Below are 12758 nucleotides of genomic sequence, written 5' to 3' on the forward strand. Positions count from 1 at the left end.
ATGGAGGCCGCGATTACCGCCGAAAGGCCCGCCGAGTCACCGAACACGGCCGCGGTGCCCTACATCGATGTCCACGAAACCCACACGGGTGTGGTGGTGCTGGTCGGCGATCGCGCGTACAAGGCGAAGAAGCCGGTGGTGACCGACTTCCTCGATTTCCGCACACCGCAGCGGCGCGAGCGCGCGTGTCTCCGGGAAGTCGAGTTGAACAGCCGGTTGTCTGCCGCGAGTTATCTGGGCGTCGCCCATCTCAGCGACCCCGGCGGGGGTCCCGCGGAACCGATCGTCGTCATGCGGCGCTATCGCGACGACGAGCGGTTGGCGTCCATGGTCAGCCGCGGACAGCCCGTCCAGCCTGTCCTGGACGGCATCGCCGGTGTGCTGGCGCGCTTCCACGAGCGCGCCGACCGCGGGCCGGCGATCAGCGCCCAGGGTGAGGGGCGCGCGATCGGCCAACGCTGGCGGGAGAACCTGTCGGCGCTGCGCGGTTACCCGCAGGTGACGGTCCCGGGAGGCTGGCACGAGTCGATCGAGCGCATCGCGCACCTGGCCGCCGAATTCGTCTCCGGCCGCGCCCCGCTTTTCACCCGCCGCATCGACGAAGGCTGCATCGTCGACGGCCACGGCGACCTGCTGGCCGATGACATTTTCTGCGTGCACCCGCGGCCGGCGCTGCTGGACTGCCTGGAGTTCGACGACGCGCTGCGCCACGTCGACCGCGTCGATGACGCCGCGTTCCTGGCGATGGACCTGGAGTTCTTGGGCCGCAAAGACCTTGGCGACTACTTCCTGGAGCGCTACCTCGCGCACTCGGGCGACCGGGCGCCGTCGTCGCTGCGGGATTTCTACATCGCCTACCGTGCGGTGGTGCGGGCGAAGGTGGACTGTGTGCGACTGTCGCAGGGCAAGCCGGAGGCCGCGGCGGACGCCGCACGGCATCTCGCCATGGCGACCCAACACCTGTGCGACGGCGCCATCCGGTTGGCGCTCATCGGCGGCGCCCCGGGCACCGGCAAGTCGACCCTGTCCCGCGCCCTTGCCGAAAACGTTGGCGCGCAGGTTATCTCAACCGACGACGTACGCCGGGAACTACGGGAATCGGGCACCATTGCCGGGGATCCCGGGGTCTTGAACGCCGGGTTGTACAGCCCGGACAACGTCGCAACCGTCTACCAGGAAGCGTTGCGCCGCGCGGGTGGCTGGTTGGGCAATGGGCACTCGGTGATCCTGGACGGCAGCTGGCGCGATCGGCGAACTCGCGCGCAGGCTCATCGCCTTGCCGCCCAGACGCATTCGGCGGTGCTGGAACTGTGGTGCACCGCGGCGGTCGACACCGCAGCCGGCCGGGTCACCACCCGGCAGCCCGGCAGTTCCGATGCGACCCCGCAGATCGCCGCGGCGTTAGCGGCGCACTATCACGGCTGGGACAGCGCACACCGGATGGACACCGCGCGGCCGCTGGACCACTCGGTGCGCGAGGCCCACGATTTCTGGCGTCAAGCCGTTTAGGAGGAGCCATGTCAGCGAACACCTTAGCCACCAGCCATGTCGCCGACATCTCGGCGTTGCGTCTGCGCGAGGATGCCGAGGAGGCCGGGGGTAAGGGGGCCAACCTGGGCGAGCTGGTCGCGGCCGGCCTTCCGGTACCGCCGGGCTTCGTCGTGCTGCGCAGCGGCTACCTGTCCTCGATGCAAGCCGGCGGAGTCGCCGCGGAGCTTGCCGCCCTGCATCGCGAGGCACTGGCGCAGGTCGACACGGGCGCGCGGCTGGCGGAGCTTTGTCAGCGCATGCAGAACCTGGTGACCAAGGCCGGTTTGAGTGACCAGGTGCGTGACCAGCTGCTCGCGTCCTACCGGGCGCTGGGGCCCGATTGCGCGGTGGCGGTGCGCTCGTCGGCCACCGGTGAGGATGGTCGCGACGCATCCTTTGCCGGGATGAACCAAACGCTGACGAACGTGACGGGTGAGGACGCCCTGGTCGAAGCGGTCAAGCGATGCTGGGCTTCGCTGTTCACCCCGCGGGTCATCAGCTACCGAGCCAGCCGCGGGTTCGTCGCCGATCCGGCGATGGCCGTTGTCGTCCAACGGATGGTCGCCTCCGAACGGGCCGGCGTGGCGTTCAGCATCGATCCCAGCACCGGCGAGCGGGACCATATCGTCATCGAGGCCGCGGTGGGTTTGGGCGAAGTTGTGGTGTCCGGAAAGGTCCAGCCCGACACCTATGTCGTCGACAAGAAGACGCTGCGTGTGCTCGACGCCAAGATCGGCCACCAGGCCTTCAAGATCGAGCGCGGTCCCGACGGCCACGACGCCATCGTCGAATTGGGTGCCGCACAAGCCGAAGCGCGCGTCCTGGACGACGACGCGTTGCGCCGGGTCGCCGAACTGGTGATCGCCGCCGAAGCCCACCATGGCTGCCCGCAAGACGTGGAATGGGCGATCGCCTCCGGCAAGACCTGGCTGGTGCAAGCAAGACCCATTACCACGGTGGGCACCAACGGATTCGGCGGTGTGCTGGTCCGCGGACTGCCCGCGGCGCCCGGTTCGGCGTCTGGTCGGGTGCGGGTGCTGCACACCCCGCAGGAGGGCAACCGGTTGCAGGACAACGAAATTCTGGTCGCCCCGATGACGAATCCGGACTGGCTGCCGGCCATCCGCCGGGCGGCCGCGCTGGTGACCGAGACCGGCGGCATGACCTGCCACGCCGCCATCGTCGCGCGCGAGCTCGGGGTTCCCTGCGTGGTGGGTGCGCGGGGCGCGACGACGGTGCTGCATGACGGGCAGACGGTCACCGTGAACGGCTCCCGTGGCTACGTCGGCGCCGGCAGCGCAGGCCCGCAGGCACGGGTCGCCCCGCCCGCACCGCCCGCCAGCGCGCTCGTCGGCGAACCGACCGGCACCAAGATTTATGTCAACCTGGCCATGCCCGACACGGCCGAAGCCGTCGCCGCGCAGGACGCCGACGGTGTGGGTTTGCTGCGCGCCGAATTCCTCCTCACCGAAGCGCTTTCCGGGCGACATCCGCGCGACCTGATGGCCCGTGGCGAGCAGGACACGATGGTCGACGCCATGGTGGCCTCCATCGGTCGGATCGCCGCGGCCTTCGGCACCCGGCCGGTCATCTACCGGGCCACCGATTTCCGCAGCAACGAGTTCCGGGGCTTGCGCGGTGGGGAAGCCTACGAGCCGGTCGAGCACAACCCGATGATCGGGTATCGCGGGTGCTACCGCTACGTCAAGGAGCCCGACCTGTTCGCGCTGGAACTGCAGGCGTTGGCTCGGGTGCGCGAGCAGAACCCCAACGTGCATCTGATGATCCCGTTCGTGCGGACGCGATGGGAATTGGAGGCCTGCCTTGCCCTGGTCGATGCCAGTCCGCTGGGCGCTCAACGCGGCCTGCATCGCTGGGTGATGGCCGAGGTGCCCTCGGTGACCTACTGGCTTCCGCAGTACATCGGGATGGGTGTGGACGGGGTGTCGATCGGCAGCAACGACCTCACCCAACTGATCCTGGGGGTCGACCGCGATTCCGATATGTGCGCCGAGCTGTTCGACGAGGCCGATGGCGCGGTGCTCGATGCCATCGGCCGCATCGTGGCGACCGCGCGCAAGCACGGCATCACCTCGTCGTTGTGCGGTCAGGCGCCGTCGACGAACCCGGCGTTTGCCGAACATCTGGTGCGCATGGGCATCACCTCGGTGTCGGTCAACCCGGACGCGGTCGCCGCCACCCGGCGGGCGGTGGCCGCCGCCGAGCGCCGGGTGCTGCTGGAATCGGCGCGCGCTGGGGGGTAACCGCCACGTCAGCGGTTGTCGGTGGGCTGGATCGCATTTGCAGCAAACCTCGGCTATTCATCACGGCTCGACCGCATTTCGGTCACGGCACAACCACTGTGGCGTCACGACACGAGCGCGGCCGCCTTACGATCTCGCCAACCTTCGGTCACGACGCAGGTCGTGCCGAATCGGCTGGCGAGCCAACGTCACCGCGCGCGGTGACTCCCATCGGTCAGGGGCCTCCCAAGCCTCCCCGCGGGAAGCGAGCACCCTGGGTGCGCGGCGATCGTCCGTCTGGGGATCCCGAGACTTCGGATCGTGTTGTAATCATTGGAATTTCAATGCCGGGCCGAGATCCGGGTGCAAGGGTTGCGGGAAACGCCGCGGCGGGCGAGCCGGCTGCGGCCGGCGAGTCACTTCGGCGGGTGGGGTCACGTGCTGAATGATTCCGCAACATGGGTCGAAGGGCAGCGAGAGCCCAAAGGGCAGTGTTGACAATCGCTTTGGCGACGCTGCACACTTCGCTGCACGTTACCGGCACGACAATCATCAACCGTTCACCCGATCAACGCCTTCACCAGTGGACACACGAGGAGAATCCATGGGTTTCGCCAGGGGTATCGGCCGGGTTGGGGCGTTGGCGGGCGTGCTCGGGGTAGGGGTGGCGGTGGCGACCTGCCCGGCGATCGGTCATGGCGCCCCAACGGATTCGGGTTCCTCGGGCAGCGATTCGTGGGCGGAGATGGCCGCACCCTCGGGTGGGTCATACACCGCATGGGCTGCGATCCCCGGCGCCAGCCTGCCGGGGGCCAGCGTGCACCAGGTCGACCCCGCCAACATCCCCGACGATCTGCTCAATGCGGTGATCGACTTTCTGGCCGCGGTGCGTAACGGAGTTGTGCCCGTCATCTTCAACCGCACTCCCGTCGCTACCCCGCAACAAGTCAGCATCCCCATGGGCGGCAGCACCGGGCCGGTCGCGTTTCAGGCCTACGACCCCGACGGCAACCGGATGACCTTCTCGGTGAACCCGCGCGGCACCCCCGGTGGACCGCAGCACGGCATCGTGTCCATCGACCAGCAAACCGCCAGCTTCACCTATACCGCCGATCCGACGTTTGTTGGCAGCGACACCTTCACCGTCGCCGTCAGCGATGACACCAGCCTGCACGTGCATGGTATCGCCGGGTATCTGGGTCCCTTTCACGGGCACGACGACGTCGCCACCGTGACCGTCTTTGTGGGCGCGACCCCGACCACGACCATCAGCGGTGACTTCAGCATCTTGACCTACAACATCGCGGGGCTGCCCTTCCCGCTGTCCAGCGCAATTCTGCCGCGCTTCTTGTACACCAAAGAGATTGGCCAGCGGCTCAACGCCTACTATGTCGCCAACGTCCAGGAGGACTTCGCCTATCACGATTTCCTGATCAAGAAGTCCACGATGGCCAGCCAAACACCGCCCAGCCCGCCGACCTTGCTGTGGCCCATCGGTGTGCCCTTCTCCGATGGGCTCAACACCCTCGCGCAGTTCAAGGTGAAGAGGCTTGACCGGCAGACGTGGTGGCAGTGCAGCGCCGACAACTGCCTGACCGCAAAGGGCTTCAGCTACAGCCAGCTGCAAATGCCGGGCGGCGAAACGATCGACCTCTACAACCTGCACACCAACACCGGCGGTGGGGTGTTCACCGCCGACAACCTCAACCAGATCAGCAATTACATCCAGCAGAACTCGGCGGGCCGCGCGGTCATCGTCACCGGCGACTTCAACGCCCGGTACTCCGAGCCCGGAGGCATCGTGACCGCCTTTGCCAATGCCAATGGACTCACCGACGCCTGGGTGCAGTTGGAGTACGGCGGCATCACGCCGACCAACGCGCCCGTGTGCATGGTCGGCAACCAATGCGAGCTGCTCGACAAGATCTTCTATCGGAGCGGCCAGGGAGTGACGCTGAACGCCACCGCCTACGCCAACGAGGCGCCGAAGTTCTTCAATTCCCAAGGGGAGCCGCTATCGGATCACAGCCCACCGATGGTCACCTTCCAGTACACCGTCGACAACGTGGCCGGTCCGTAACGAACGGCGCCGCACCGGCGCTGTTGCGCCAGACCCTGAGCGCGGCGGTGATCATCGGCGTCTGTAGCGGCAGCCGGGCCAACGCGATGATGCGCATCGGCCAGGGCTTGTGCCACCACAGTCGGACCATGTTGATGTTCGCCGGGAAGACCGCGATGAACAGCGCGGCGGCCGCCAGCGCGCCGAATCGCCGGGTGCGTCGCATCAACAGCAGCGTCCCGATGGATACTTCGGCGGCTCCCGATGCGTAGGTGTACAACCGCGGGTCTCCGGGCAGCTCGGCGGGGATGATCTCGTCGAACGGCTTGGGTACCACAAAGTGGGTGGTGCCAACGCCGATCAGCAGCGCCGCGATTCGGTATGCGGTCCGCTGGATGGGGTCGCGCTCAACTGTCGGTGTGGTGGTCATGGTGACATTGTGTCGCCTGCCGACGTTGCCGTCCGAGGCGAAACGCTTCGGCCATTCTCGGCGGCGCGCGACCGGGCGCCAAGTCCGCGAAAACGTGATCGACCGGGCGGGTGCCCGCGCATCGGGTCGTTACGTTGGCTGGCGGCGTGGTGCTGGTAGATGTCGACGACCCGGTCGGCGTCGGATCGTCCCTTCGCCATGACCCCCGAGGCCACGCTGCCGGCCACGATCAGCACGACACCGAGGACGGCGTCGAGGGAATCGGTGACCAGACCCGCGATTCCGGTGACGACGACGAACGTCGGTAGCCATGCGACCATCTGCAGAATCGAGGGCGGCCGCACGGAATCGCCGTGGGCCAGGCGCGTCGGGCGGCTGTGGCACCGCAATCGATATATTCCGTCATTGACGTGTCGATACTGACACGTGTCGATAGCGCGCTTTGTTTAACCTCGTTGGCCAGCAAGGTCGCGCAGCGACCGACTCATCCGTGATATGGCCTCGGTCAAAATGGCTTGGGAGGTCGCGAAGTTCATGCGCACGTGCCCGGCGCCGCCGGTTCCGAAGACGTGGCCGGAACTGAGTGCCACCCGGGCGTGGTGACGAAACCAGCGGGCCGGTCCGGACAGATCGGACACCACCGCCGGGCCCTCGGGGACCGGGTCGTCGAAACCGAGGCCTCGGCAATCCAGCCAGGCGAGGTACGTGCCTTGTGGCCATTGGTACTTCACCCCGGGAAGGTACTGGGCGACCAGATCGCCGAGCAACCGTCGGTTCGCGTCGAGACCCCGCAGCAGCGCGTCCAGCCAGTCGCCGCCGGTCCGGAACGCCTCGGTGTGCGCGATGACACCCAGGTGGCTGGGCCCGTGACCGACTTCTTCGGGCATCCGGCGCAGGTCGGCGGCCGCCTCGGGGCCGGCGATGGCCAGAGCCGCCTTGAGTCCGCACAGATTCCACGCCTTGGAAGCCGACATCAGGGTGAAAGCGTTTTCCGCGCCGGGGACGCTCAGGTACGGGGTGAATCGCGCCCCGGACAGCACGAGCGGAGCATGGATCTCGTCCGACACCACTCGGACTCCGAACCGTCGGGCACATTCGGCGACCCCGCGCAGCTCCTCGGCGGTGTGTACCGAGCCGGTTGGGTTGTGCGGATTGCACAACAAGTAGGCGACCCGGCCGCTGCAGCCGCGGGCGTGTGAAAACGCTTGTGCCAGCACGTCCAAATCAATGCGGCCGTCGCTCGCCAACGGCGCTTCGACCACGCGGCGTCCGTCATGTGACACGAAGGCGTAGAACGGGGCGTAGACCGGTGAGTTCACCACGACGCTGTCACCGCGGTCGGTGATCAGACGGAGCATCTCGACGACGCCAAGCATGACGTCGGGGACCACGGCCGTGCGGCTGACCTCCAGCCCGTTCCATTGCCAACGCCGCGCAGCGAATTCGCCAACCGCGTCGGCATACGCCGTCCCATACGGATAGCCGGTGTCGCCGTTGTCGACGGCTCGATGGATGGCCTCGGCCACCGTCGGCGCCAGGTTCACATCCATCTCGGCGACCCACAGCGGCAAGACGTCGGCCGAGTACGCGCGCCACTTCATGCTCGTGCGCTGGGCTCGCAGCTGCTGCAGTGTTAGCTCTTCGAGTGGATTAGGGATCGGGCTCACGAACAACCACGGTAGTCAGCCGAACCCGGCTATCGAGCACCGCGGGCGATGGGCCGGGTTGGGTCCGAACTCCACTCGGACCACGAGCCGGGATACAGCGCTGCCTGACGGCCCACCGCCGCGAGCGCCGCGACGGTGATCGCGGCGGTGACACCCGAGCCGCAATAGACGCCCACGGGGTCGGCGTGGTCGATGCCGCGGTTGGACAGCAGGCGATCAAGCGCGTCGTCGTCGAGAAAGGTTCCGTCGCAAGCCAACACCGCACCGCTCGGCAGGTTCCGCGCGCCGGGGATGTGACCGGCAACCTTGTCGACGGGCTCGACGTCGCCGCGGAAACGTTCCGGCGCGCGCGCATCGAGCAGCGTCACGCTGCCGGATCGTTCGGCCGTCAACGTAGGTCGGCCTCCGGCATACAAATCATGGTGCAGCACAGTCACATTCCCGGGCTCGGGTGTTACCGGGCCGGTCTGCAACCGCTCGCCGGCGGACCGCCACGCGGCCAGGCCACCATCCAGGATGCGCACGTCGGCGAGCCCGGCCGCGGTTAACACCCACCACGCGCGCGCCGAACCGGCCCGATTCCAGTCGTCGTACGGCACCACCAGGTGATCTCGTCGAATGCCCCATCGACGCGCGGCGGCCTGCAGGCTGCGCCCCGACGGCAGCGGGTGTCGGCCACGACCGCAAACCGTGTGATCGCTAAGTTCGTCCTCCAAGGACACATACACCGCGCCCGGGATGTGACCCTGCAGGTAAGCCGGACGCCCATCCGGTTCGTCGAGCCGCCAACGCACATCCAATATGGTTACCGGTTTGCCGGATTGGATATAATCGGCCAGCTCTGCGGCGCTGATCAGGACCTGATTGCGTGCCCCCACACGAATGAGCCTATCGAAGGCTAAGCCATTCGGCCGGTCACCGCGCGCGCCGCCCCACCTCCGCTGACCGGCCGTCCCACCCCGGGCCCGGCCGGGGAACCTCACGGAATGGTGCTACCGGCCGGCGGAGGTGGCGGCGTGCGCGCCAGGTCGGTGTCGCGTCAGTCGATGTCGGCCGGGCCGAGCATAGCTCGCCGCCGGTGCCCGTAGTCCTCGACCGCGTCGAGCGGATGGGCGTCGAAGCTACCGGACCACGGGCAGACGTGGGCTCGGCTCAGCACTATTGTGCAGAGGCGGACCGATCCGAAGGGTGGTTCCGATGAAGACCAGGCTGACGGTGCTCATCGCCGTGCTTGCGGCAGCGCTGGTGTTGGGGTCGGGTTGCGCTACCACGAGCCAGGGAGCCACCAAGACCATCGAGGTCTCGATGGACGATGTGTTGCGGCAAAGCGCCATCACCCGCGATGTCACGTTGTCGGTGGGCGACACGCTGAAGGTAATGTTGGGGGCCAATCGCAGCACCCCGTACCGGTGGACGGCCGACCCGAAGATCGGTGATTCCGCGATCCTGAAGCAAACCGGCCACGAGTATCTGCGCCAACACACCGATCGGGTCGGAGCGCCGGGCAACGAGGTGTGGACGTTCACGGCTTTGAAGGCGGGAAAGACCACGATCGTCGCCGGTTATGCCAGCGTCGTCGGCGGCGATACCTCGCCGACATGCACCTTCACGGCGAACGTGACAGTGCAGTAGCGACCGGCCTGCGGTGTGCGTCCTCGGGCGTAGGAGAGGAGTCAGCCGATGATCACCGAGGTGGATTTTCACTTCGACCCGATGTGCCCGTTCGCCTACCAGACCTCGGTGTGGATCCGCGACGTGCGTACCCGATTGGGCATCACCGTCAATTGGCGATTCTTCAGCCTGGAGGAGATCAACCGCGTCGAGGGCAAGAAACACCCGTGGGAGCGCGACTGGTCTTACGGCTGGTCATTGATGCGGATCGGCGCGCTGCTACGCCGAATGGAGATGTCGTTGCTCGACCGGTGGTACGCCGCTATCGGTTACCAGCTGCACGCACTGGGCGGCAAACCGCACGACCCCGAGGTCGCCCGACGTCTGCTGAGCGAAATCGGCTGTGAAGCAACGATTCTCGACGCGGCGCTGGCGGATCCGAGCACCCACGACGAGATCCGTGCCGAACACCAGCGGGTTGTCGACGCGGGCGGATTCGGCGTGCCGACGCTGTTCATGAACGGGCAGTGCCTGTTCGGCCCGGTGCTGGTGGATCCGCCGACCGGCGAGGACGCCCTGAAGCTATGGAACGTGGTCACCGGCATGGCCGGGCTGCCGCACGTATACGAACTTCAGCGGCCGAAGTCATCGGCCGATGCTCAGCTGATCGCCCAGACTCTGCGCCCCTATCTCGACGGCCGCGATTGGGTCAGCATCAATCGCGGTGAGGTCGTCGACATCGACCGCCTCGCCGGAGGCTAGAGGCGAACGCACTTGTATTGTGGCGCTATCGGCGCCAAAATGGCGCCATGCCGAGCGTACAGATCAAGGACGTTCCCGAAGACACCCACCGAGTCCTCCGGGAGCGAGCCGCACGCGCGCATCAATCACTACAGGAATACCTTCGGAGTCGGCTGATCGCCGAGGCGAATCAACCCACGCTGGATGAGGTTTTCGACCGCTTCGGCGCACGCCGTGGCGGTCGGGTGTCGTTTAACGCCGCCGCTGATCACGTTCGGGCGGAACGTGATCGTCGTTGACGCGAGCGTATTGGCCGTGGCGTTGGGCGATGATCGGGCTGACGGCCGACATGCCCGGGAACGCTTGGCGGGCGAAACGCTGGTGGCTCCCGAACTCGTCGACCTCGAGGTGGTCTCGGTGTGGTGCCGCCAGGTTGCGGCGAGGCTGATGCCCGCTCGACGGGCGGCCAGTGCGGTCGCCGATCTGGCGGATCTGCCGTTGCGTCGGTTCTCGCATCGGCCGCTGCTCCACCGAATATGGCAATTGCGGCACACCGTTACGCCGTACGATGCCGCATACATTGCGTTGGCTGAGGCTTTTCAGGTCGTGCTGGTTACCGCCGACGCGCGTCTGTCACGCGCTTCGGGTGTCCACTGCGAGATCGCGGCCATCGGCGGCAGGTAGCTGCTCAGGCGTCGCCGAAGACAACGCCGGGGTTGAGGATGCCCGCCGGGTCGAAGCCCTGCTTGATTCGCCGCATCAGGCTGATCTTGGCCGGGTCTTCGAGCTCGAGGAAGTAGGGGACCTTGGCGCGGCCGATGCCGTGCTCGCCGGAGATCGCGCCACCCAACTCCATTGCGAGCGCGAAGATGTCGGTCATGAGCTTCTTCTTTTTCGCCGGATCCTTGCACGCGATGGCCATGTGCACGTTGCCATCACCGGCGTGCCCGCAACCGACGGCGGCGCCGCCGGCGGCGGCCGCCAGACCGCGCGCGGTGGACAGGAACTTCGGCATCGACGCGCGCGGGACGACGGTGTCGATGATGTCGTCGGCGCCGAGCGCCTTCGCCGCCCAGAACGCCTTCTCGCGCGCCTCGATCAGCTTACGGGCCGAGCCTCCTTCGAGCACGTAGGCGTCGACCGCACCCAACTCCGCGAGCATCTCACCCGTGGTCTCAATGTCCTCGAACAGCCGATCCGCGGAGCGGTTCTCAAGCGCCACAAGGAGATACGCTTCGCAGCTGTCACGGATGTTGTCGGGAACACCCAGCTCCAGGTTCTGGGTCGAGACGAGTGAGGCCATGGTCGTGTTGTCGATGTACTCCAGGATGGCAGGCGCCAGCCCGCTGGCGAGGATCTTGGGCACCGCCGCCATGACCTGGTCGAAGTCGACGAACGGGGCGAGCACGCTGGCGCTGTGCTCGAGGCGCGGGTGCAACTTGACGATCACCTCGGTGACCAAGGCCAGGGTTCCCTCCGAGCCGATAATCAGCTGGGTGAGGTCGTAGCCGGTGGACACCTTCGCGATTTTGCCGCCGGTTCGGATGATCTCGCCGGTTGGCAGCACCGCCTGCAACCCGAGCACGTTGTGACGGGCTATCCCGTACTTGACTGCGCGCATCCCGCCGGCGTTGGTGCCGACATTCCCGCCGACACTCGAGGACAGCTCGCCCGGGTACACCATGTAGCCCAGCCCGTGGTCGACGGTTGCGGCGTCCAGATCGGTCAGCGTCACCCCAGGCTGGACCACGGCCACCTGGTTGACCACGTCGACCTCCAGGACCTTATTCATTCGGTCGAAAGCGATCAACAGCCCACCCGGCAGCGGCCGCGCCGCCCCCGACAAGCCGCACCCGGACCCGCGGGCGGTCACTGGAACGCCGCGTTCCGAGGCGGCCTGCAGCAGCTTCGAAACCTCTTCCGCGCTCGCCGGCCTGGCAAGGTAGGCCGGCTTTTGCGGCGGCTTCGTCAACTCCTCGTCGTGTGCATAGTCCTCGGGGATCGCATCGCCGGTCAGCAGGTTGTTGCTCCCGACAATCTCCGCGAACCGCGCCGCCATGTCGCTCATCGAAGACCTCACCTTCTCGCGCTGGGTAGCTGCCGACAGCGACTCACTCTATAGCTGGCACAGGGGGGTCGGTAGGTAGCTGTGCGGCTGGTATGGCCACGTCGGGTGCGGCGGGAGGTCGCGTTGCGTGGCGCGACAACGCGCCGCTCAACACTCGCAGGCCAGGCCGTCGTTGTCCCGGTCCTGCTTGGGGCAATAGGCCGGGTCATCGCGGGAAATGTTGCATCTGCCGTTCGCCTTCGCGTCGGTGCAATTCCGGTAGACACAGGTCCCGTGTGCGCTCATCTCGGTGCAGCTTGTGTCGGCCGGTTCCGCCCGGCCGGCCGGCGCGGCGCCTGCGGCCACACCGCAGGCGGCGGCCGCGATAGCTGCGGCCGCACAAAGCGTACGAACCGTCATGGATCCGCTC

The 12758-nt window shown here is 67.0% G+C and carries 13 protein-coding genes; 8 read left to right on the plus strand and 5 right to left on the minus strand.

Annotation, left to right across the window (positions count from 1 at the left end):
• From G6N20_RS04880 to G6N20_RS04890, 3 genes are all read left to right on the plus strand, one after another.
• Positions 1-1509, plus strand: a complete 1509-nt coding sequence (locus tag G6N20_RS04880; RefSeq protein ID WP_083046504.1) for a bifunctional aminoglycoside phosphotransferase/ATP-binding protein — start codon at positions 1-3, stop codon at positions 1507-1509.
• An 8-nt stretch (positions 1510-1517) separates the two neighbouring features.
• On the plus strand, positions 1518-3794 hold the full coding sequence (gene ppsA / locus G6N20_RS04885) for a phosphoenolpyruvate synthase (protein WP_083046505.1): 2277 nt from the start codon (positions 1518-1520) through the stop codon (positions 3792-3794).
• A gap of 583 nt (positions 3795-4377) precedes the next feature.
• The gene (locus tag G6N20_RS04890) at positions 4378-5853 is read left to right on the plus strand and encodes an Ig-like domain-containing protein (RefSeq protein WP_083046506.1); all 1476 of its coding nucleotides are present in this window, start codon (positions 4378-4380) and stop codon (positions 5851-5853) included.
• Here the strand turns inward: G6N20_RS04890 and G6N20_RS04895 are convergent.
• Positions 5813-6262, minus strand: a complete 450-nt coding sequence (locus G6N20_RS04895) for a DoxX family protein (protein ID WP_083046507.1) — start codon at positions 6260-6262, stop codon at positions 5813-5815. The two genes, G6N20_RS04890 and G6N20_RS04895, sit on opposite strands and share 41 nt — an antisense overlap.
• A 146-nt stretch (positions 6263-6408) precedes the next feature.
• Here G6N20_RS04895 and G6N20_RS04900 point away from each other — a divergent pair, with 146 nt between their 5' ends.
• Complete coding sequence (locus G6N20_RS04900) at positions 6409-6570, plus strand: hypothetical protein (RefSeq protein WP_158084743.1); 162 nt, start codon at positions 6409-6411, stop codon at positions 6568-6570.
• Between the two features lie 138 nt (positions 6571-6708).
• Here G6N20_RS04900 and G6N20_RS04905 read toward each other — a convergent pair whose 3' ends face one another.
• Both G6N20_RS04905 and G6N20_RS04910 read right to left on the minus strand, forming a co-directional pair.
• Positions 6709-7863, minus strand: a complete 1155-nt coding sequence (locus G6N20_RS04905; RefSeq protein ID WP_083046509.1) for a MalY/PatB family protein — start codon at positions 7861-7863, stop codon at positions 6709-6711.
• Positions 7864-7958: 95 nt separating this feature from the next.
• Positions 7959-8807 (minus strand): sulfurtransferase, encoded by an 849-nt coding sequence (locus tag G6N20_RS04910; RefSeq protein WP_083046510.1) that lies wholly within the window; start codon positions 8805-8807, stop codon positions 7959-7961.
• A 319-nt stretch (positions 8808-9126) separates the two neighbouring features.
• Between G6N20_RS04910 and G6N20_RS04915 the strand changes: the two genes are divergently transcribed.
• The 4 genes from G6N20_RS04915 to G6N20_RS04925 are packed head-to-tail and all read left to right on the plus strand — an operon-like array spanning position 9127 to position 10965.
• Positions 9127-9561: a protease inhibitor I42 family protein gene (locus G6N20_RS04915; protein WP_083046511.1), complete on the plus strand. Its 435-nt coding sequence runs from the start codon at positions 9127-9129 to the stop codon at positions 9559-9561.
• A 51-nt stretch (positions 9562-9612) separates the two neighbouring features.
• Entirely contained in the window at positions 9613-10302 is a 690-nt protein-coding gene (locus G6N20_RS04920; RefSeq protein ID WP_142271883.1) for a mycothiol-dependent nitroreductase Rv2466c family protein, read from the plus strand.
• Between the two features lie 47 nt (positions 10303-10349).
• Positions 10350-10580: a FitA-like ribbon-helix-helix domain-containing protein gene (locus G6N20_RS22115; protein WP_083046513.1), complete on the plus strand. Its 231-nt coding sequence runs from the start codon at positions 10350-10352 to the stop codon at positions 10578-10580.
• On the plus strand, positions 10486-10965 hold the full coding sequence (locus G6N20_RS04925) for a type II toxin-antitoxin system VapC family toxin (protein ID WP_232065436.1): 480 nt from the start codon (positions 10486-10488) through the stop codon (positions 10963-10965). Before G6N20_RS22115 ends, G6N20_RS04925 begins: the two co-directional genes overlap by 95 nt.
• 4 nt (positions 10966-10969) lie before the next feature.
• On the opposite strand, the gene G6N20_RS04930 is transcribed toward G6N20_RS04925, so the two are convergent.
• Entirely contained in the window at positions 10970-12349 is a 1380-nt protein-coding gene (locus G6N20_RS04930) for an FAD-binding oxidoreductase (protein ID WP_083046515.1), read from the minus strand.
• Positions 12350-12496: 147 nt separating this feature from the next.
• Positions 12497-12748 carry an excalibur calcium-binding domain-containing protein gene (locus G6N20_RS21920; RefSeq protein WP_083046516.1) on the minus strand — a complete coding sequence of 84 codons (252 nt, stop codon included), beginning with the start codon at positions 12746-12748 and terminating at the stop codon, positions 12497-12499.
• Between the last annotated feature and the right edge of the window lie 10 nt (positions 12749-12758).

The sequence above is a fragment of the Mycobacterium shinjukuense genome, assembly GCF_010730055.1.
Lineage (GTDB): Bacteria > Actinomycetota > Actinomycetes > Mycobacteriales > Mycobacteriaceae > Mycobacterium > Mycobacterium shinjukuense.